We start from the raw sequence: 25,058 nt of genomic DNA, 5'->3' as shown, positions 1-25,058 counted from the left end.
TTGATATTTCTGCAGCATCCTGTAAAAATTACAGTAATGCTTTTTTAATAAGTGATGCCAGTTCGTCTTTTTGTTCGTTGATTATTTCATAATGGGTCGTATTTAAGAAATGATACTCAAAAGTACCGTTAGTATATCCTTGCCATCCTTTCATTTTAACTTTATCTGAATTTTTATTAGCTTCTACTGCAATGATTTCACTGCTTATTTTACCTTCAAGTTTATGAGAGGCTAATATTTTTATGTTATGAAAAACTAACTGTTTAATTCGATCAAAGTCCTCTTTTCTAATTTCTTTGCCCCAGTGCGCTAATTCATTATCAATTACATCATCTGATTTTTTCTGATCAAATAAAATTTCTTCCGTTTCGTATGCACCTCTATCAATTAATATTAATTTGACATCGACATTTTCTTCTTCCAAAATTTTTGCGACTTCAAAACCTATTGTTGCACCCATTGAGTACCCCACTAAAACAGTTGGCTGATTTACTGATTTTATGGTTTTTATTTCTTGAACAAATGATCTGGCCATAACTTTTATGCTTTCATCAAATGGCTCATTTTTATCAAAACCTCGATACTGCAGTCCATATGCATTAGCTAAATTATTCAAATCTGTAGCTAAATTTTTAAAGATTATTGAAGATCCTAAAACCGGAGGAATGAAGAAAACGTTAGGAACATGATCTACTATTTTATTAAGCTTTATAAGTAAACTTTCGCTTGTAAAATTGTCATTGATTTTTCTTGCCAGCTCTAAAATTGTTGGGTTGTTATAGATATCTTTTAAAGGAACATATATTTCCAGTTCCTTAGATATCATTGCCATTATCTGCGTAGCTTTTATTGAATTTCCTCCTATTTCAAAAAAGTTGGTGTCGATACTTATTTTAGATAATTTCAAATTATCTTCCCATACTTTTTGAATTTTTTCCTCGGTTATATTTTGAGGAGCTACATATTTTTTATCCTCTCTTTTTTCGATTTTTTTATTCTCCAAAAATTTTCTGTCTATTTTCCCACTCACAGTCAATGGCAGCTTATCCATTAAAACAAATTGAGAAGGGATTAAATATGCAGGAAGGAATTGCTTCATAAAATCTTTTAGCTCAAGATAAAATAACTCATTATGCAAAAGACTGTTTGGAGTAGGTAACAGTTTTACATCAATTTTACCATTTGAAGTTATTGGAAATTCTTCTATTCTTACCAAATAATCAGGTACCATATAATGAGGCAGTTCATTTCGCAAAAATGCAATAACTTCCTTTTCCTCAACTTTATCAGATCCTTTGTAATAGGTTACTAAATGTTTGTCGTTATTATAATCTTTTTTAGCAACAGAAACACTATTTAGTATATCCGTAAATTTCTGAAGGGTATTATCTATTTCGATAGGCTCAACACGATATCCTTTAATTTTTACCTGACTGTCTTTTCTTCCACAAAATTCCAGTTCTCCATTTTCATTATATTTCGCTAAATCGCCTGTTTTATAGATTAGTCCTTCAACCGAAGGGTGAGATATAAAATGTGATTTAGTTTCATCAATCCTATTAAGATATCCTCTGGCCATACCTGATCCGGCAATAAAGATTTCACCAATTTCTCCAGTCTCAACCTCTTTTAAGTTATCATCAAATAAGTAAATTGTATGATTATTTATAGGTTTTCCTATTACATTACAATTTTCAACACTATCAATTTGAGCAAAAGATGAACATATAGTAAACTCTGTTGGTCCATATGTATTGAATAGAGCTGTTTTTTCTATTAACTTATCAATATAAGATTTTCGCAATTCATCTCCACCACTAATAATGGCTCTTGGAATATACTGTAATCTGTCTGAATTAATATTAAGTTCATTAATAACCAAAGGTGTTGTCGACAGGATTGTTACATTATGGTTATTTATCCCATCAATAATCCCTTCAATATCTCTTCCTCCTTCAGAAAGCACAACTAAAGTACCTCCTGTGGATAATATTGGGAATATTTCCTCGATAGATGTATCAAATGATATAGACGATTGCTGGATAACTGCATCTTTATTTGATAGTTCAAAATAATTAGAAAATGTTTCAACATAATCAATAACAGATCGTTGTTCAATCATTACTCCTTTTGGTTCTCCTGTTGAGCCAGAAGTATAACAAATATAACATAGGTCTGTTAAGTCTGCAGATGCATCATCTTCATGCAGATAATGATCTCCTGAATGGTGTTTTGAATAATCGTAAAATAAAACAGGAACAGCATCATTCTCTATTTCATATTCGACATCCTGATCTATTATAATTAAATCTGCAGCACAATCGTTTACAATGTAATTTATTCTTGCTTCCGGATAATCTCGATCAACCGGGATATAAGCCGCACCAATTTTCATGATGGCAAGAATGGATATAATTGTTTGCTCAGACCTTCCGGCAATTAAAACTACATGGCTTCCAACGCCCAGGTTATGATCTACTCTTAATAAGGCGGCAAGCTTGTCAACTTCAGAACTTAGTTCCTTATAAGTCAAATTCTTATCCTTAAAAACAATTGCGGTATTATTTGCATTTTTATCAAATGAATCTTGAAATAATTGATATATATTCGTTTTGTTAGAGGATAATTTTTCATAATTAAAATTTTGATTTTTAACTATTGGAAAATCTTTTTCTACAGCATTTTTCTTTTTTACTTCAATAAGTTCTTCATTTTTAAGCGTATAATAAGCCATTAAGTGCCAGTTATTAAACTCATCTTTTTTAGGGACTACAGCTATATTATGAACTCTGGGATGTTTTGAAATAACACTTTCTATTTCTCCCGGTTCAATTCTGGAACCATTTATTGATATTTGATTGTCTTTTCTGCCTAAAAACTGTACCGTACCATCTTCTAACCACATTCCCAAATCTCCGGTTTTGTAAACCCTTGTGCTCTCATTTAAATTGAATTCACATTCTATAAACTGAGTTTTAGTTTTTTCTGGTGAATTTAGATAACCTTCTGCAAGACATACTCCTCCTATTGCAATCTCGCCAACAAAACCAATAGGAACTATTTTACGATTAGGATCTAATACATAGATCTGTACGTTATTAATTGGTTTCCCGATAGGAATTCTTGAACTGTTATTTTGTACAAAAGCAGGAAATGCATCAAAATAAGTAACTTCAATAGAAGCTTCTGTAGGTCCATAAAGATTTGATAATGGAATTTGAAGATGCTTATAATACTTCGTTAATATAGTTTTTGTCAATTCTTCTCCGCTGCAGACAATCCTTCTTAAAGAAGTAATTTTTGAAAAATCATTATCTACAGCATCTAAATAGTTATTTAACTGAGTAGGTGAGAAATGTATATAAGTTAAATTGTATTTAATAATACTTTCTGTAATCTGAAGTGAATTTTCCTCGCCGGTAGCAAGCACTAATTTTGCTCCAAAACACAGCGGCATGAATATTTCTCCAATCGAAACATCAAAAACAAATGGTGTTTTTTGAAAAATAATATCGTTTTCAGTAAATTCATAATGATCCCAAAACCAATTTATTCTATTTATTAACCCTTCATTTTTAATTAATACGCCTTTTGGATTTCCGGTTGATCCTGAAGTATATAATATTGAAAACAGATCTTGTAAATCAACGTTGACTTTAATATTTTCTGATGAAAACTCATTTAAATCATTTTTTATCTGATCCACTTTTACAAAAGCAACATTGTATCGCGATTCTTCCTGAACCACCTTACAGAAGCTTTCGGTCATTAAAAGTTTAGCATTGGTATCATTTAGTATAAAAGATGTTCTTTCAAATGGATTTTCCTTATCAATAGGCACATACACTCCTCCAAGTTTGATAATACTTAAAAGGGCCACCATTCTATCGACCGTATTGTCCATCATAACCCCTACACAATCTCCTTTAGAAACTTTAAATGTATCTTTGAGATAATGAGATAAACGATTTGCTTTATTATTTAATTCCTCAAAAGTTACTTCTCCATTTTCAGTAATTATAGCTGTTGATGCAGGATTTTTTTCAACACGGGATTCAATAATATGCTTCATCCCTTTATTAAAGTGAAGTGTTTTAGCAGTATTATTAAATGCTGCTAAGGTTTTAACTTCCTCTTTCTCTAAATAAAAAATATCAGCAATAGGTTCATTTGGATTATTTAATACTTCTTCAAGCAAATTTTTAAAATGATGAATCATTCTTGTAATTTTATTTTTGCCAAAAAGATTTGCATTAAATCCTAAAGTTCCCATTATTGTACCATCTGGTTTTCTTTGAAAAGTATAAGATAAATCAAATTTACTGGCAATGGTATTACAAAATTCAATCTCGTCCCCTAAAGACAGGCTTTCTATAATTTTATTTGACGGATCTATAGAATCATCAGAATCATGATAGGATATTAATACATCAAATAATGGATTTTTTTCTGCATTAACTTCACTTTCTATTTCATTTACTAATAAATCAAATGGATAAGACTGATGTTCAAAAGCGTCCAGAGTTGTCGTTTTTACATCTTGAAGAATCTGCTTAAACGAACTTGTCCCCTTAACAGCAGTTCTAAGAGCAATGGTATTTACATAAAAACCAACCTGATCTTTTAAACTGGCATGATCTCGCCCGCTTACAACAGAACCTAAAATTATATCTTCTTCACCGGTATATCTGTGAAATAAGGATTTTAAAACCCCTATAAATATCATATATAGAGAAACATTATGCTGTTTTGCAAATGCTATCAGCTGATTTGAAATTTTATTTGAAATTTCGAAATTAGCATTGTTTCCTTCATAGGTTTGAGTTTCCTCAGATGAAAAATCTACCGGTAATTTTAATCTGGCTATTTTACCAGAAAACTTATCAATCCAATATTTTCTGGCACCATCAAAATTTCCTGTTTCATGTAAAGTGTTTTGCCATACAGCATAATCTTTATACTGAATTGTTAATTTAGGAACATAAGCAAAAGATCCTGTAGCTTTTGATTTGTAAATTTCGGTAAACTCGTTACTAAGTACATTTAATGACCAGGCATCTATAATAATATGATGAAAAATAAGGACAAGCAGCATTTTTCCGTCGTAATTTTTCACTAAAGATGCTTTAATTGCTGACTTAGCTAAATCAAAAGGATAAAAAAGTTCCTTCTCTATTATTGTTCTATAATCAGCGGGCGTAAAAGCCTCAAGATGATCAATATCTAACTTAAAATCATTAAATTCCTTAACAAATTGGCGAGGCTGGCCATCTACAATTTTTATAACTGTTCTAAGGATTTCATGACGTAAAATCAGATCATTAAGCGTTTCCTTAACCATATCGACATCTAACTCTCCTATAGGATAAATTAAAGGTGAATTATATAATCCCTGAGTTTCTCCAAGCTCATTAAGAATCCAAAGACGAATTTGCCCGCGTGACAACGGATAATGCGGTTGTATTGGAGCTGGTTTAATTAACTCAAACTCTTTTTCTTCAATTATCGAATTAAAAAAATCAAGAATATCTCTTTTTTTTGATTTAAGGTCTTCTATAATATCAGGTGTTAATACTCCATCCGGAGCTTTAACCTCTACTTGATTTTCCTGAATAGACACCATAATTCCTTTCCCTCTCAAATGAGTAATGTATTCGTCTGTTCTCATAGTATAAGTTTTATTTCTTCTTTATTTTCTTCTGTTGTATCTGTTATTTGTTTAATTGTAATGATATAGTTCGCTATTTCTCTAATAGTTTGTTTTGTAAAAATCTCTTTCAATGTTATTTTTACAGATAACATTTTAGAAATAGTATTTACAAGTGCAATTGCTTTTAAGGAATTACCGCCCAGTTCAAAAAATCCGTCATTAATATTGATCTTCTCAATTTCTATTTGTAATAGTTCGGACCAGATTGATACCAATTGCTTTTCTATTTCGTTTGACGGAGCTTCATAAACCTTTTCTTTCTTTTCCACATCTGGTAACAATCTGCGGTCTAATTTACCTGTTGGACTTAATGGCAATTTATCCAGTTGTATATAATGACTTGGTATCATGCTAAATGGAAGTCGGTCGATTAAAAAATCTTTTAATTCAGATTTAATTATCATCTCGTCTCCTACATAATAAGCTGCCAGCGTTTTATTGTTTTCAATTTCACGGAGGCTGACAACGACATCTTTAATTCCTTTAAAAGCTTTTAAATGGCTTTCTATTTCACCTAACTCAATTCTAACACCATTAAGTTTTATCTGCCCGTCTAACCTTCCTAAGTAATCAACTGTTCCATCAGGAAACCATCTTGCCAAATCTCCTGTTTTATACAAAAGCCCGGAGCCAAAAGGGTTCTCTACAAAACGCTCCTGAGTTAAATCCAAACGATTTACATATCCTTTTGATAAACCTTTACCTCCTATATAAAGCTCTCCTTTTACACCTATTGGCAAAAGTTTCATCTGCGCATCCAGAACATATACCTGAGTATTCGCTACAGGACGGCCTATAGAAACTTTATCACCTTTTAATACTTCCGGAGTTAATTTTTGAGAAATCGAGATAACCGTTGTTTCTGTCGGCCCGTATTCATTATAAAAATCATAATCTGCGTTGTACCTGCGGGCCAGTCCTAATTTACACTCTTCTCCAGATACTACTATTCGTTTAAGACTTGGTAAAACTGGCAGCGATAAACTCTCTAAAAAGGACGGCGTAACATTAAGATGTGTAACCGAATGTGTATCTAAATATCCGACAAACAAATCCTGATCTGTTAATATCACAGAATCAATTAATATCAGACTCGCTCCCGTGGTCAGCGATAACCAGATCTGTTCTACAGAAACATCAAAATAATAAGGCGAAAACTGCAGGATTTTATCGCTGGCTTCTATCGCTAAGAATTCGCGTTCGTGGTTGATTAAATTTGTAACCGATTCATGTTCAACCATAACCCCTTTTGGATTTCCGGTAGAACCTGAGGTATAAATAACATAAGCAAGGCTCCGTGGATTTACTTTTGGAAGTTTCTTTTTTTCCAGGCTTCTAATGATCTGCTCACTATCCAGATCTTCTACAGACAGATAAGTATAACCCTGCAGGTCATGTGATTCTAGATTACTGATCACAAACTCGCAGCCGCATTCCTCCAGCATATGAGCTGTACGCGATACAGGCTGGGTCGGGTTAATCGGTACATAAGCTGCCCCGGCTTTCATAACAGTAAGGATAGCTGTTATCATTTCACTTGAACGGGTCATGATTAAACCAACTATTGAACCGGCAGTTACACCAGAATCAATAAGATGGGATGCCCAAAGATCAGATCTGGTATCTAGATCACGATAGCTAAGACGTTCTTCTCCAAAAACAACTGCATCTGAATCTGGTGTTTCAGCACATTGCGAGATAAACATATCCAGAACTGTCTGCTGCAGGTCATAATCTGCAAAAGTATTATTAAAATCAACCAGTAGCTGCGATTTCTCTGCTTCAGATAAAATGGTAATATCTTTTATTAACTGGTTTTCATTTTCCAGAACTTCTTCGATAATTCTATGAAGATAATCACCAAAGCGTGCTGCGCTTGAAGCTGTAAACAAATCTGTACGATAATTAAAGGAAATACCTATTTCTTCTGCATCCAGCACGGCAAGGCTCAGATCGAATTTAGCAGTATTATACGCTACTTCATGAAAGCTGATTTTAAATTCCGGATCGTTAAAACTGGAATCATCAACCTGTTTTTGATACGTAAAAGAAACATCAAATAAAGAGTTACGGCTCGCATCACGAGGAAGCTCCAATGCATCAACCAGTTCTTCATACTGATACAGCTGATGATCAAAAGCAGATAATGCCGATTCGTGTACCGAAGCCAGAAAATCCTTGAATGAAATTCCCGAATCTACAGTATTACGAAGTGCAAGCGTGTTAACAAACATACCTACTATACCTTCAAGATCGGCATGGTGGCGTCCGGCTGTCGGAGTTCCTACAATAATATCGTCCTGATTACAGATCTTGCTGAGCAGTACATTATAAACAGCCAGAAACAAGGTATAAACCGTTACACCGCTAGAAGCTGCCAGACTGCGAAGCTTAGTGGTTTTCTCTTTATCCAAATCCAGCGAATGACTGCTGCCCTGACCGCCTTTATAAAGCGGGCGCGGATAATCCAATGGCAGGTCTAAAGCATTGATTTCTTTTGAATACAGGTCAAGCCAGTACGATTTATGGGTCGATACTAAAGACTGATGCAAATCACTCTGCTGCCATACGGCATAATCTGTATATTGAATACGTAAAGCATCTAACTGCAGGCCTTTGTATAATGCCCAGAATTCACGCATTAAGATCTCATGCGAAACACCGTCATTGATAATATGGTGCATGTCAAACATTAAAAGGTAATCTTCTCCCGTAACTTCCATCAGCGAGATGCGGATTGGAAACTCTCCAGACAGATTAAAAGGACGGATAAAGGCACTGATGTAGCTATTCATTTCTGAAACATCTCCGCTGTAATGCCCCATTTTAAAGGAATTCTCATTTAATATACGCTGTACAGGAATACCATCTATTATTTCAAATACGGTACGAAGGCTTTGATGGCGTGAAACCAATTTTGCAAAGGCCGTTTCTAAACGGGAAACATCAAGCGGTCTGCCAATCCTGAAAAAACCGGGCATATTGTAAGCCGTACTCTCTTTGTCAAACTCATATAGAAAATACATTCGTTTCTGCGCTGAAGATAATGGATAATAATCTTGCTGCTGTGCCTGTGGAATTGATACGAAACCAACCTTTTCGGCACTTAAAATATATACTGATAATTCAGATATAGTACGGTGTTCAAATAAATCACGAAGTGAAATATTAACCGAGAATACTTTATTAATTTTATTACTCAGGGTAATGGCCATTAAAGAATGCCCTCCCAGATTAAAAAAGTCGGAGTGGATGCTGATTTTTTCAGCCGCAATACCCAAAACATCAGACCATATCATGACCAGTTTCTCCTGATCCTCATTCTCTGCAGCAGCATATACTTCTCCGGCTGTAAAATCAGGATTAGGAAGTACCCTTTTATCTACTTTACCATTAGCGGTAACCGGAAAACTATCCAGCCAGATATAAGCTGCAGGGATCATGTAATCTGGAAGTTTTGATGATAATATGGATTTTATTTTAGCACTTTCCAGCTGCTCACTGCCGCATAAATAGGCAATCAGCTGTTTGTTGTCGTCTGATCCGTGGGCAATTACTAAAACCTGGTTCACAGTATCTATTGCTTCTAATTGAGATTCTATTTCTCCCAGTTCGATACGGTAACCGCGAAGTTTTATCTGGTTATCGTTGCGGCCTAAGTAATCGATCGTCCCATCAGCAAACCATCTTGCCAAATCTCCTGTTTTGTATAAAAGCCCCGTTCCAAAAGGGTTTTCTACAAAACGTTCCTGGGTTAAATCCAAACGGTTTAAATAGCCTTTTGATAAACCTTTACCGCCGATATAAAGCTCCCCTTTTACCCCAATTGGTAAAAGGTTCATCTGCGCATCCAGAACATATACCTGAGTATTGGCTACAGGACGGCCTATGGAAACTTTATCGCCTTTTAATGTTTCTGAGGTTAATTTTTGGGAAATCGAGATAACTGTTGTTTCTGTTGGCCCGTATTCATTATAAAAATCATAATCTTCGTTGTACCTGCGGGCCAGTCCTAATTTACATTCTTCCCCAGATACTACTATTCGTTTAAGATTTGGCAAAACTGGAAGTGATAAGCTCTCTAAAAAGGATGGCGTAACATTTAGATGTGTAACTGAATGTTCCTCTAAATATCCTATAAACAAATCCTGATCTGTTAATACCACAGAATCAATTAATACCAGAGCCGCTCCTGTGGTCAGCGATAACCAGATTTGCTCTACAGAAACATCAAAATAATAAGGTGAAAACTGCAGGATTTTATCACTGGATTCTATTTCTAAAAACTCACGTTCGTGATTGATCAGGTTGGTAACCGATTCATGTTCAACCATAACCCCTTTTGGATTTCCGGTAGAACCTGAAGTGTAAATAACATAAGCAAGGCTCTGTGAATTTACTTTTGGAAGTGTCTTTTTTTCCAGGCTTCTAATTATCTGCTCACTGTCCAGTTCTTCTACAGACAAATAAGTATAGCCTTGCAGTTCATCTGACTGTTTCTCTAAATTACTGATCACAAACTCGCAGCCGCATTCTTCCAGAATATGAGCCGTACGCGATACAGGCTGGGTCGGGTTAATCGGTACATAAGCTGCCCCGGCTTTCATAACGGCAAGAATAGCTGTTATCATTTCACTTGAACGGGTCATGATTAAACCAACTATTGAACCTGCTGTTACGCCAGAATCAATAAGATGGGATGCCCAAAGATCAGATCGCTCGTCAAGATCACGATAACTAAGGCGCTCTTCTCCAAAAACAACTGCATCTGAATCTGGTGTTTCAGCACATTGCGAGATAAACATATCCAGAACTGTCTGCTGCAGGTCGTAATCTGCAAAAGTATTATTAAAATCAACCAGCAGTTTTGATGTTTCTGCTTCAGATAAAATTGTAATATCTTTTATTAACTGGTTTTCATTTTCCAGTATTTCCTCAATGATTTTATGAAGATAGCTGCTGAAACGTGCCAGGCTTGAAGCTGTAAACAAATCTGTACGATAACCAAAATCAAGGCTTATTTCTTCTGCATCCAGTACGGCAAGGCTCAGATCGAATTTGGCAGTATTATACGATACTTCATGATAGCTGATCTTAAGTTCCGGATCACTAAAACCGGAATCATCAACCTGTTTGTTGTAGGTGAATAAAACGTCAAATAATGGGCTGCGGCTTGCATCACGAGGAAGGTCCAGTGCATCAACCAGTTCTTCATACTGATACAGCTGATGATCAAAAGCAGATAATGTCGATTCGTGTACCGAAGCCAGAAAATCTTTGAATGAAATCCCAGAATCTACATTATTACGAAGTGCAAGTGTATTGACAAACATCCCCACTATGCCTTCAAGATCAGCATGATGGCGTCCGGCTGTCGGAGTTCCTACAATAATATCATCCTGATTGCAGAGCTTGCTGAGCAGTACATTATAAACAGCCAGAAACAAGGTGTAAACCGTTACACCGCTTGAAGCTGCCAGACTGCGGAGCTTAGCAGTCTTCTCTTTGTTCAAATGCAGCGAATGGCTGCTGCCCTGACCGTCTTTATAAAGCGGACGAGGATAATCCAACGGCAGGTCTAAAGCATTGATTTCTTTTGAATAAAGATCAAGCCAGTACGCCTTATGGGTCGATACTAAAGACTGATGTGAATCGCTCTGCTGCCATACAGCATAATCTGTATATTGAATACGCAGGGCATCTAACTGAAGCCCTTTGTACAATGACCAGAATTCACGCATTAAAATTTCATGCGAAACACCGTCATTGATAATATGGTGCATGTCAAACATTAAAAGGTAATCCTCATCTTTAACCTCCATCAGCGAGATGCGGATTGGAAACTCTCCAGACAGATTAAAAGGACGGATAAAGGCACTGATGTAGGTATTCATTTCTGAAACATCACCGCTGTAATGTCCCATTTTAAAGGAATTCTCATTTAATATGCGCTGTACAGGAATACCATCCACTATTTCAAATACGGTACGAAGACTTTGATGGCGCGAAACCAATTTTGCAAAGGCGGTTTCTAAACGGGAAACATCAAGCGGTCTGCCAATCCTGAAAAAACCGGGCATATTATAAGCCGTGCTCTCTTTATCAAACTCGTATAAAAAATACATGCGTTTCTGTGCAGAAGATAATGGGTAATAATCTTCTTGCTGTGCCTGCGGAATCGATATAAAACTAACCTTCTCGGCACTTAAAATATATATTGATAATTCAGATATAGTACGGTGTTCAAATAAATCACGCAGTGAGATATTAACCGAGAATACTTTATTGATTTTATTACTCAGGGTAATGGCCATTAAAGAGTGTCCGCCCAGATTAAAAAAGTCGGAGTGGATACTGATTTTATCAGCCGCAATACCCAAAACATCAGACCATATCATGACCAGTTTCTCCTGATCTTCATTTTCGGCAGCGACATATACCTCTCCGGCTGTAAAATCAGGATTAGGAAGTGTCCTTTTATCTACTTTACCATTAGCGGTAACCGGAAAACTATCCAGCCAGATAAAGGCTGAAGGGATCATGTAATCAGGAAGTTTTGATGATAATATGGATTTAATTTTAGCACTTTCCAGCTGCTCACTGCCGCTTAAATAAGCAATCAGCTGTTTGTTGTCGTCTGATCCGTGGGCAATTACTAAAACCTGATTTACTGTATCAATTGCTTCTAATTGTGATTCGATTTCTCCCAGTTCGATGCGGTAACCGCGAAGTTTTATCTGGTTATCGTTACGTCCTAAATAATCGATAGTTCCGTCAGCAAACCATCTGGCCAGATCTCCTGTTTTGTATAAAAGCCCCGTTCCAAAAGGGTTCTCTACAAAACGCTCCTGAGTTAAATCCAAACGGTTTAAATATCCTTTTGACAAACCTTTACCGCCGATATAAAGTTCCCCTTTTACCCCAATTGGAAGAAGGTTCATCTGCCCATCAAGAATATAAGCTTGAGCATTGGCTACAGGACGGCCGATAGAAACTTTACTTTGTATATTTTCTTTTACTATTTTATGAATTGTAAAAGTTACAGTGGTCTCTGTTGGACCATATTTATTATAAAACGAATATTTATTTGAAATTTTTTCTGCTAATTGAAGCTTACAAATTTCCCCTCCAGATATCACTCGGCGAAGAGTTGACACTCCTTCAAAATCAACTTTTTCCAGGAAAGATGGTGTACTATGGAAATGAGTTATCCCCTTTTCTATTAAATAGGAATTAAGAATACTACTTTCTAAAAGCGTTGCTTCATCAACAAGAACCAGAGCTGCACCTGTTGTTAGGGATAACCAAATCTGTTCTACAGAAGGGTCAAAATAGTAAGGCGAAAACTGCAGGATTCTATCACTTGATTCTATTGAAAAGAATTCACGCTCATAATTAATCAGGTTGGTAGCCGATTCGTGATGAACCATAACCCCTTTTGGATTTCCGGTAGAACCCGAAGTATAAATTACATAAGCAAGGCTCTGTGAATTTACTTTTGGAAGTTTCTTTTTTTCCAGGCTTCTAATGATCTGCTCACTGTCCAGATCTTTCACAGACAAGTAAGTATATCCTAACAGTTCATTCGGCTGCTTCTCTAAGTTGCTGATCACAAACACGCTGCCGCATTCTTCCAGCATATGAGCTGTACGTGATACAGGCTGGATTGGGTTAATTGGGACATAAGCTGCCCCGGCTTTCATAACAGCAAGAATAGCCGTTATCATTTCGCTTGAACGGGTCATGATTAAACCAACTATTGAACCTGCAGCTACATCCGAATCAATAAGATGAGATGCCCAAAGATCAGATCGCTCGTCAAGATCACGATAACTAAGGCGTTCTTCTCCAAAAACAACTGCATCTGAATCTGGTGTTTCAGCACATTGCGAGATAAACATATCCAGAACTGTCTGCTTCAGGTCATAATCTGCAAAAGTATCATTGAAGTCAACCAGTAGCTGCGATTTCTCTGCTTCTGATAAAATTGTAATATCCCTTATTAATTGATTTTCATTTTCCAGAACTTCTTCGATAATTCTATGAAGATAGCTGCTGAAACGTGCCAGACTTAAAACTGTAAACAAATCTGTACGGTAACCGAAGTTAAGGATGATTTCTTCTGCGTCCAGTACGGCAAGGCTCAGATCAAATTTGGCAATATCATAGGATACTTCATGATAGCTGATCTTAAGCTCCGGATCGTTAAACCCGGAATCATCAACCTGATTTTGATAAGAGAAGAAAACATCAAATAACGGGCTGCGGCTCGCATCACGTGGAAGCTCCAGTGCATCAACCAGTTCTTCATACTGATACAGCTGATGATCAAAAGCAGATAATGTCGATTCGTGTACCGAAGCCAGAAAATCTTTGAATGAAATTCCGGAATCTACATTATTACGAAGCGCAAGTGTGTTGACAAACATACCCACTATACCTTCAAGATCAGCATGGTGGCGTCCGGCTGTGGGAGTTCCTACAATAATATCATCCTGATTGCAGACCTTGCTGAGCAGTACATTATAAACAGCCAGAAACAAGGTGTAAACCGTTACACCGCTTGAAGCTGCCAGACTGCGTAGTCTCGCACTCTGCTGTTTATTAAGATGCAGCGAATGGCTATTGCCCTGACCGCCTTTATAAAGCGGGCGCGGATAATCCAATGGCAGGTCTAAAGCACTGATCTCTTTTGAATAAAGATCAAGCCAGTACGATTTATGGGCCGATACTAAAGACTGATGCGAATCGCTCTGCTGCCATACGGCATAATCTGTATATTGAATGCGCAGTTCATCTAACTGCAGGCCTTTGTACAATGCCCAGAATTCACGCATTAAAATGTCATGCGAAACACCGTCATTGACAATATGGTGCATGTCTAACATTAAAAGGTAATCTTCTCCTGTAACTTCCATCAGCGAGATGCGGATTGGAAACTCTGCAGACAGATTAAAGGGACGGACAAAGGTATTGATGTAGGTATTGATCTCTGAAACATTCCCGCTGTAATGTTCCATTTTAAAAGAATTATCATTTAATATACGCTGTACAGGAACGCCATCCACTATTTCAAATACGGTACGAAGACTTTGATGGCGTGAAACCAATTTTGCAAAGGCGGTTTCTAAACGGGAAACATCAAGCGGTCTGCCAATCCTGAAAAAAACAGGTACATTGTAAGCAGTGCTCTTTTTGTCAAACTCGTATAGAAAATACATGCGCTTCTGCGCTGATGATAATGGATAATAAGCGCTCTCAGGAGCTTTGGATATACCAATAAAAAGTTCTTTTTTACTTTTTATCAAATTAAAAAACTCTAAAATATCTGTTTTTCTAACTTTTAGTTCTTCAATTATTTCAGAAGTTAAAGCATCATTTGGATCCTCAACCGCAATTTTATTTTCTTGTGAAGTAACTATAATATTTAGGCTTCTTAAATAAGTAATGTATTCGTCTGTTGTCATAGTACAAGTTTTACTTCTCCATTAATATCTGCTTTAATATTTTTTATCTGATTAACCGTCACGATGTAATCAGCAATTTCTCTTATGGTTTGTTTTATAAAAATTTCTTTCAGGGTAATTTTTACAGACAATGTTTTAGAGATCGTATTTACAAGTGAAATTGCCTTTAAAGAATTGCCTCCCAATTCAAAAAATCCATCATCAACATTAATTTTTTCTATTTCCAGCTGTAATAGCTCTGACCAAATTGATACCAATTGTTTTTCTATTTCATTTGAAGGCGCTTTATAAATCCATTCTTTCTTTTTTGGGTCGGGCAGTGATCTACGATCCAGTTTGCCTGTCGGGCTTAATGGCAGTTTATCCAGCTGCATATAATAGCTTGGTATCATACTGAATGGCATTTGATCTATCAAGTGGCTTCTTAATTCAGAAGGAGATATAACATCATCAGAGACATAATATGCTATCAAAAATTTATTATTTTGGATTTCGCGAAGACTAACAACAGCGTCTTTAATGCCTTTAAATGTATTTAACTGGCTTTCGATTTCACCTAATTCTATTCTGACGCCATTAAGCTTTATCTGATCATCTAATCTTCCTAAAAATTCTATTGTACCATCAGGAAGCCATCTTGCTAAATCTCCTGTTTTATAAACTTTTCCTTCGCCAAATGGGTTATTTATGAATTGGCTTTCTGTCAATTCAGAACGATTTAAGTATCCCTTAGACAAGCCTTTACCAGCTATATAAAGCTGACCGGTAAATCCTATTGGAACTAAATTTAGGTTAGTATCTAAAATGAACGCTTTTGCATTTGCTATTGGTCGGCCAATAGCTATGTTTTTCCTGTTAATCATTTCCTGAGTCACTTTACCGGAAATAGTGATAACGGTCGTTTCTGTTGGCCCATATTCATTATAAAAATCATACTCTTTATAATATTTCTCTGCTAAATTCACTTTACATTCTTCTCCGGAGGCAACAATTCGTTTAAGGTTAAATAATTTTGGAATGTCTAAACCGTTTAAAAAAGAAGGTGTTACATTTAGCATCGTGACGCTTTCTTTTTCCAGATAGTTTATCAATTGTTTTCTGTCACTCAATGTGTTTTTATGCACTAAAACCAGTTTTGCTCCAGTTGTTAAAGCCAGCCAAATTTGTTTAACAGATGCATCAAAGTAATAGGGAGAGAATTGTAATATACTGTCAGAGGCATCTATATTTAAAAAATTACGTTCATGATTAATGAAATTTGATACATTTTTGTGTTGTGTCATTACCCCTTTTGGCTGTCCGGTAGATCCAGATGTATAAATAACATATGCCAAATCATCCGGAGAAGAAAATGTAGTTTGCTGAGCTCTATTTAGTACAGTTTTATCCAATTTTTCTGTTCCTAAATAAAGGTAAGATTGTTTCAGCTCGTCAGGAACAACCTCTAGATTTCCAATAACAAAACTACTTCCGCTTTCTTTTAAAATATGAAGTGTGCGGGATAAAGGCTGCTCCGGATCGATAGGCAGATATGCTGCTCCTGCTTTCATTACTGCCAGGATTGCTGTAACCATTTCTGTTGATCTTGACATTATTAAACCTACTATTGAACCGGAAATTATTCCTGATTCAATAAGGTTTGATGCCCAACGATCAGAATGGGTATTTAAATCATGATAAGTAAGACGTTCCTCTCCAAATACAATAGCTTCTGCATAGGGTGTTTTTAAGGATTGAGCCACAAACATATCTAATACAGTCTCTTCTAAATCATAATCTACAGCTGTATTATTAAAGTCAACCAGTAATTGTGATTTCTCTTTCTTCGATAATATCTCAATATTCTTTATTAGTTGATTCGGATTTTCGAGAACTGTTTCGACAATTCGAATCATATAATCTGAAAAACGACTGATACTTGATTGCTTAAACAAATCTGTTCGATAGGTAAATGACAAGCTAATTTCTTCAGAATCCAATACTGCTAAATTAAGGTCAAACTTGGCCGTAATTTTAGGAGATGCATTATAGTGCTCTATTTTAATATTGGAATTACTAAGCTTTAATCCTTCCATTTCCTGACGATAGGAGAAGAATACATCAAACAAAGGATTACGGCCAGCAGTACGGGGTATGTCTAATGTTTCAACTAGTTCTTCATATTGAAATGTGTGATGGTCAAAAGCTCTCATCGCGGATTCTTGTACCGAAAATAAGAAATCACTAAATCTCTTATCAGAATCAACACGATTGCGCAAAGCAAGTGTATTTACAAACATTCCTGCTATTTCTTCCAAATCGGAATGATGACGGCCAAGAGTAGAAGTCCCAACTATAACATCATCCTGGTTTGACAGCCTGCTAAGCAAAATGTTATAAATCGCTAAAAAAAAGGTGTAAGTAGTGATTCCTTCAGCGCTTATAAAAGCACGTAACTTATCGCTTTGTGATTTATTAAAATGTATAGAATGAGTATCTCCCCGATCACTTTGTTCTAATGATCTGGAATAGTCTACAGGTAATTCCAAAGAGAAAAAATCGCCTGCAAAAGTGTCTAACCAATAAGATTTGTGGCTGGAAACCAAAGTTTGGTGCACTTTGCTCTGCTGCCATACAGCATAATCTTTATATTGAATAGGCAAAACGTTTAAGGCTTCTCCACTATACAATGACCAAAAATCATGCGTCAAAATCTCCATGGTTCTTCCATCACTTACAATATGATGCAAATCGATACCTAAAATACAGGTGTCTTCTGCCTCTTTAATTACTATTACTCTTATCGGTAATTGTTTTGAAAGGTCAAATGGGCGTATAAAATCTTTTATTACAGATTCTGTTGTTAAATTATCATTTGCTGCATATTCAATCGAAAATGAAACATCATGAGCTAATCGCTGAACAGGACTGCCGTCTTGCAATTCAAATATTGTTCGTAAGCTCTCATGACGATCTACTAACTTTTTAAATGTTTTTTCCAGTTGACAGAAATCAATATTCCCTTCCAGCTTTAAAAACATTGGCATATTATATGTTGTTCCTCTTTTATCAAATTCGTACAAAAAATACATACGCTGTTGTGCCGAAGACAATGGATAATAATTGCTTACAGGAGCTTTAGAAATAGGTATAAATGATTCTTTTTTAGTTTTAATCGAGCCGAAAAAGTCTAAAATTTCTAATCTTTTAGACTTAAGCTCGTCAATTATTTGAGAAGTTAAAACATCATTTGGATCTTCTACTGCAATTTTATCTTCTTTCACAGTAATAATGATATTTTCGTCTCTCAAATGAGAAATATACTCATCTATTTTCATATGAATAATTTGATTTTTTGCTGATTTTTTTCTGTGTCCGATTCCATTTGTTTAACCGTAATAATGTAATCTGATATGCCTTTAACTGTTTGTTTTTCAAAAACCTGACTTAAGGCTACATCAACAGCAAAAACTTTAAAGATTGTATTAACAAGGGTAATTACTTTTAACGAATGACCTCCTATGTCAAAAAAGTTAGTTTCTACGCCTATTTTTTCTTTTTCAATACTTAAAATTTCAGACCATATCTCTACTAACTTTTCTTCGGTTTCGTTAGATGGTTTTACATATGTTTCTGCGCTTAATATCTCAGGATCAGGTAAAGCAGATCTGTTCAATTTCCCGTTTGAGGTTATTGGAAGTTCATTTAACTTGACAAAATAAGATGGAATCATATAAGCCGGTAAAGACTTTGCTAAGTAATTTTTCAGCTGTTCCAGTTCTAATTTTTCGTTATTTTCAGCAACATAGTACGCTACAATACAATAGTCATTATTGTATTTTCTATAATCAACTGCACCTGCTAGAATTTCCGGATAATCAATTAAATAACTTTCTATTTCTCCTAATTCTATTCGGTTTCCTCTCAATTTAATCTGACCGTCAATTCTGCCTAAGTACTCAATATTTCCATCAGGAAGCCATCTGGCCATATCACCGGTCTTATATAATTTATATTTGTCCTTTTTGTTAAATGGATTATTTATAAATTTTTGAGACGTTAATTCTGGTTTGTTAAGATATCCTTTCGCTACTTGTATACCTCCAATAAGCAATTCGCCTTTTACACCTACTGACTGAATTTTACATTCACTATCTACAATATAAAGCTGTGTATTTGCTATAGGCTTACCTATTGAAACTTTACCTTCTTTTTGATTGGTTAAATCTATCGCAGTAACATCAATTGCTGCTTCGGTTGGACCGTACAAGTTATAAATACTAACACCCGGAAGTCTGGTTTGAAAATCTTTTAATGTCGCAGCTTTTAGTTCTTCTCCACTGCAAATTACACTTCTCAACTGGCCTCCATTAAAGTTTTCCAGATTTATTAAAAATGCAGATAACATTGAGGGTACAAAATGCATTAATGTAATATTCTCTTTATCTAAGATCTCCTCGAGATAAGTGGTTTCTTTATGACCTTCTGGTTTTGCAAATACTAATTTTGCTCCGGTAATTAAAGGAAGTATTAATTCCCAAACTGATACATCAAAGCAAAAATTCGTTTTTTGTAAAATATTGTCTTTAGATGTTACATTAAAATGATCGCGCATCCAGGCCAATCTATTATAGATACCTTCATGCGAATTCATTACTCCTTTAGGTTTACCGCTAGTTCCTGATGTGTAAATAACATAGGCTAAAGAAGTTTCGCTTATTTTAACTTCGGGAGCTGATTTTAATTGTTTATCATAAATGGCTTTATCATCTAAGATTAGTTTTGGTATATCAAAGCTGTTTTCATATTTGGACTCGGTTAAAATAAATGAAGATTGAATATCTTCTAAAATATAATCAATTCTATTTTGCGGATATGTAGGATCTATAGGAACATAGGCTCCTCCTGCTTTTAGAATAGCTAAAATTCCTATTATCATTTCTAATGAACGATCTAAAGATATAGGAACAAGAGTTTCTGAATTTACCCCAATCTGAATCAGCTTATGAGATAACTGGTTTGATAAACTTTCCAGCTCACTATAGGAAATAGCTTTATCATCAATTACAGCAGCAATATTATCTGGTGCTGATTTTACCTGCTCTTTAAACAAATCTAAAATTGTTTCGTTTTGAGGAAAGCTAAACTCAGTGTTATTAAATTCTTCTGTAATTACGTTTTGCTCTTCTTCATTTAAAACACAAGTATCATCCAGCTTCTTATCTGCATCATTTAATATTTGATCCAGCGTACTTTTAAAATAAGAAGATAGTTTACTAGACTGTTCTGCTTCGAAAAAAGAAGTAGAATAAACTATACGGAAAATAAAATCGTCATTATTAGCAATGATATGAAGGTTAAGCAGTGTATTTTCATTTAAATAACTGGTTCTCGCATTTGATGGTCCAAAATAATTTTCGTCATATCCTTGAAAATCATTGTATACTCTAAAATCTATATAATTTAACTTAACGTCAAAGATTGGATTTGCATTGAATGTTTTCTCATCAATAAATTCTAATATTTTATAAAAAGGTACTCGCTCATGATACTTTAATTCTGTGAATTTTTGTTCAATAAAGTTTACATACTCTCCCCAAGATAAATTTTCAGGTATTTGAACTCTAAGCGGAACTGTATTTAAGAAACAACCCAAAAGATATTCTCCATCTGGAATTAATGGTCGAATATTGGTCACAACTCCCATAGTTATGTCATTTTCAAAATTTATTCTTCTTAGAGCATAGATAATTGCCGAAAAGCATAAGTGTTTAAAGCTTGTATTGAATTTACTTGCTGCTGCTTCTAGTTTTTTTCTATATTCTCTTCCAAAATCATGGTCATCAGTAATAAATACATGGGGTTTACCGGTTGGGAATAATTCAAAACGATTGTAGCCGGATAACTCTTTCTGCCAGTAGTTTTTACTGGATTCACTATTAATTGCAGCCAATTCGCCAAGTATCTGATCTTTATAACTACCTACTATTTGCTTTGGAAGGTAATTTTGATCTTTTTTAAGTGCTATTGCGGTATTGTTTAGTTCTGTTAAAAAAGAAGCCAGACTCCATCCATCAAATAAGGAATGATTAAAATCAAATAAAAGATATTGAAACCCTTCACGTACTTTAATAATGTGCATTCTCCATATTAAGGATAGTGACAATTCTGTTGTTCTAAGTTTTTCTTCTTCTAATTTATCTTCTATAAATTTATCCTGCTCTGCTTTACTTAAATGGCATATATCTATAAAATGAACATCGGGTTCAATTTCTTTCAATATGATGTGCGTTAAGTTTTTTAGATCGTATATCTTTCTTAACTCACTGTGTTTTTTAATCATCATATTCAGTGTGGTTTTGAAAATTTCAAAATCGAAATTTTCAAATGGCACGTCATACATATTTTGTTCGTGATACATAATGTTATGGATACTATCTGTATTACCTAATAAAGAATAATAAACCATTCCTTTCTCGATACCATTCATAGGATATACCTCTTCATAGTTATCTAAAAATTCGTTTTCTGCTCTGTATGTTTCCTGAAATAACTTAAGTTCTTTTACTGCTTCTTTCTTTAAGAATGCTTGTTCTTCACCTTTATTAGACTTTAAGGCTACTACAAGTTCCTTAATTGTAGGGAAAGAATACAAGTCTGCAATCATTAATGATGCTGATAACTTTTCGTTTATAGTCGATATTAATGCAATGGCTCTCAACGAATCTCCTCCCAGACTAAAGAAATTATCCATTATCCCTACTTGCTCTATATCCATATATTTTGCCCAAATCTCACACATGATTTGTTCTTCCTCATTAGTAGGAGCTATGTAATTGCCTACAAACCCAATTTTAGGTTCTGGTAATTTGGCGATATCGATTTTATTATTGGAAGTAAATGGCATCTCCTCAATCTTAACATAAAATGACGGGATCATATAATGAGGAAGAAGTTCTTCTAAATAAGATCTTAAATTATTTATATCTAGTTCTTCTTTACCTACGTAATACGCACATAAATAAGGTTCATCTTTTTTAGACACTCTCATAATCACAACTGCATTGTCGATTAGTTTGTGCTGGTATAAATGATGCTCTATTTCTTTTAATTCAATTCTAAATCCTTTTAATTGTATTTGATTATCAGAACGTCTTTTATATTCTAAGTCTCCATTTTCCAGTAATACAGCCAAATCACCAGATCGATATAATCGGTCCCCTTCTTTAAAAGGATTTTTTATAAATCTTGAATCTGTTAGTTCCTTATTATTCATATACCCACGTGCAACTCCCTCGCCCCCAACGTAGATTTCACCAATAACCCCTACTGGTACCGGTTTCATGTTGTTGTCTAATAAATAAATAGATCCGGTTGGTAAGGCTTTTCCAATGTTACTTATACTGTGCTGTATTTCTGCGTCTCCAATTTCTTTATAAGTCATATGCACCGTTACTTCTGTAATACCGTACATATTGATCAATTTTGTATTTGGATATAAATCTCTCCAATGATTTAATTTGGATGGTGTTAATGCTTCTCCTCCAAAAACCACATAGCGCAGGGCTTTAAGATTTGCGTTTTTCTCAATGCTTTCTCTAATTAAATTATAGAATGAAGTTGGGGTTTGATTTAAAACGGTCACTTTATTGTCTTCCATTATTTTTACAAACCTTGAAGGATCTCGTGCTTCCAGAGTAGTAATGATAATTAAAACTCCACCGTAAAGTAATGGCCCGTACATTTCCCAAACACTAAAATCAAAACAATGGCTATGGAACATTGTCCATACATCTTTGTCAGTAAAATCAAATTGGAATCCTTTATTAAAAAGTAGACGTACCACATTTCTATGTTCTACCATAACTCCTTTTGGAACTCCGGTTGTTCCTGATGTATATATGATGTAACACATATCATTAGGAGAATTTACAATATCCAGATTTGATGTGTCTTTAATTTGATCTGCTTCAGAGATAAATATATTAGATACGTCTTTTTTATCAACAATGTTTTCAAATTCCGGGATTGTAAGGATCATTTTAAGGCCACTGTTTTCAACAATGTAATCGATACGATTTTGCGGATAATTGACATCAATTGGCACATAAACTCCACCGGCTTTAAGAATACCAAGCATTCCTATAATAACCTCAAAACTTTTCTCCATCAATATTCCAACCACGCCTTCTCGTTCTAATCCTTTGGCTCTTAGTAATCTTGCTACCTGATTAGCTCTTTCATTTAGTTCTTTGTATGATAAAGTCTCGTTGCCTAAAACTAAAGCCGTATTATCCTGACTTTTAACAACTTGTTCTTCAAATAGATCTATTATAGTCAGGTTTTGGTCGTACACTACATCTGTAAAATCATTTAGCTGTAATAATTCATTGCTCGACTCTTGATCCAGAAGTGTTATTTTATCCAGAATAACAGACTCATTTTCTGCAACCTGATCTAATATATTGATAAAATAATCGAAGAATCTTTCAATAGTTTCCTTCTTAAATAATTGAGTACTATATTCAAATGTGCAGGCAAGTTCATTTTCTTTCTCGCTAAAATGCATGATTAAATCAAACTTTGAAGTTGATTTATTTATCTCAAAAGGTTTTATCTCTAAATCATTTATAGCAACTACTGTCTGCTCAAAATTATCTAATGTGATAAGTGTATTAAAAAATGGGTTCATTTCATTGCTTTGTCTTGAACCTAAATCATCTAATAATGCTTCAAATGGATATTCCTGATTATCAAAACAATGAATAATCTTTGAGCTAACTTCTTTTAAATAATCATTAAAGCTGATTTCATTTTTAAAGTTGATTCTTATGGCCAGTGTATTGACAAACATACCAATCATGTTCTCTAAACTCCAATGACGTCTTCCTGCTACCGGAGTACCAATTGCTAAATCATCAATGCCTGTTAATTTGGCTTGCAAGATGCTGTACAAAGAAGTAAGTACACTAAACAAAGAAGCTTCAGATTTTTTAGCAAGTTCTTCCAGCGCTTTTCTTCTTTTTCCTTTAATGATGAAATTTGCGTAGGCTCCTTCAAACGAAATTTTGTTTGATTTTTTAAAATCGGCAGGTAGAATAGCCGTGTTTTTAAATCCATTTAATTCCTTAAGCCAGAATGCTTTTTGCAAAGAAAGGTTCTTTTGATAATCTTCGCTAAAATACCAGTCTGCATAATCTTTGTATTGTAATGTAAGTTCTGGCAATTCTTGTTTACTGTAAAGTGAAACCAGATCACGCAAAAATACCTGTAATGAAATCCCATCAAAAATAATATGATGTACATCCATTAATAAAATAAATCTATCTGCCTGAAGTTCTACCAGCTTTGCCCTAACTAATGGTGCTTTCTCCAGATTAAAAGAAAATGAAAAATTTTCGACAATTTCTTTTAATCCTTTCTCGTCAGATTTAATATGTTCTAATTCAAAATCGAATTTTTCCAGTACCTTTTGTATTGGCTCGTAATTATTATCGAGTAAAAAAGAGGTTCGTAAACTTTCATGTCTTTGAATTAATTCAATAAAAGCCTTTTGTAATTGCAAAACATCTACTGCTCCTATCAATTCTGAAGCAAAAGGAATGTTGTATACATTAGAATCTTTTGCCAGACCTTGCAGCACGTATAAACGAGCCTGAGGCGGCGTTAATTTTGTAGAAACAGCATTTTTTTTCTTTGGAATTTCTAAAGAGTTTATATTCTTTGTTCTGCTTTCATAGATGTAATCAATTAATTCAATTTTATTTTTTTTGATTTCATCAATTAAGTCGTTTTCTTCAAAGTCATCAGGTACACTTAATTTTAAGTTACCATCTTCAACACTTAAATGAACATCCAGATTTTTTAGTTTTAAAAATAATTCTTCCATGTTTTTTTTGTCT

The 25,058-nt window shown here is 34.6% G+C and carries 4 protein-coding genes; all 4 read right to left on the bottom strand.

Annotated elements, in window-relative coordinates; genetic code table 11:
* Positions 1-28: 28 nt before the first annotated feature.
* Genes BUE10_RS17420 through BUE10_RS17405 form a run of 4 tightly spaced genes read right to left on the bottom strand, consistent with a single transcriptional unit; the run spans position 29 to position 25,045 of the window.
* A complete protein-coding gene (locus BUE10_RS17420; protein ID WP_073487141.1) occupies positions 29-5,668 on the bottom strand; it encodes a non-ribosomal peptide synthetase in 5,640 nt (1,879 codons plus the stop codon).
* Positions 5,665-15,177 carry a non-ribosomal peptide synthetase gene (locus tag BUE10_RS17415; protein WP_073487139.1) on the bottom strand — a complete coding sequence of 3,171 codons (9,513 nt, stop codon included), beginning with the start codon at positions 15,175-15,177 and terminating at the stop codon, positions 5,665-5,667. Before BUE10_RS17415 ends, BUE10_RS17420 begins: the two co-directional genes overlap by 4 nt.
* Positions 15,174-18,494: a non-ribosomal peptide synthetase gene (locus tag BUE10_RS17410; protein WP_073487138.1), complete on the bottom strand. Its 3,321-nt coding sequence runs from the start codon at positions 18,492-18,494 to the stop codon at positions 15,174-15,176. Before BUE10_RS17410 ends, BUE10_RS17415 begins: the two co-directional genes overlap by 4 nt.
* Positions 18,491-25,045 (bottom strand): non-ribosomal peptide synthetase, encoded by a 6,555-nt coding sequence (locus BUE10_RS17405; protein WP_073487136.1) that lies wholly within the window; start codon positions 25,043-25,045, stop codon positions 18,491-18,493. The genes BUE10_RS17410 and BUE10_RS17405 overlap by 4 nt, the downstream gene beginning before the upstream one ends.
* Between the last annotated feature and the right edge of the window lie 13 nt (positions 25,046-25,058).

Source organism: Flavobacterium sp. CF108 (assembly GCF_900129795.1).
Taxonomy (GTDB): domain Bacteria; phylum Bacteroidota; class Bacteroidia; order Flavobacteriales; family Flavobacteriaceae; genus Flavobacterium.
The sequence above is the reverse complement of the archived record's forward strand: the minus strand, read 5'-3'. Positions and strand labels throughout refer to the sequence as shown.

Coding starts and splice junctions, on each gene's coding strand:
- BUE10_RS17420 (WP_073487141.1), bottom strand. CDS start 5,668: ATGAGAACAGACGAATACATTACTCATTTGAGAGGGAAAGGAATTATG.
- BUE10_RS17415 (WP_073487139.1), bottom strand. CDS start 15,177: ATGACAACAGACGAATACATTACTTATTTAAGAAGCCTAAATATTATA.
- BUE10_RS17410 (WP_073487138.1), bottom strand. CDS start 18,494: ATGAAAATAGATGAGTATATTTCTCATTTGAGAGACGAAAATATCATT.
- BUE10_RS17405 (WP_073487136.1), bottom strand. CDS start 25,045: ATGGAAGAATTATTTTTAAAACTAAAAAATCTGGATGTTCATTTAAGT.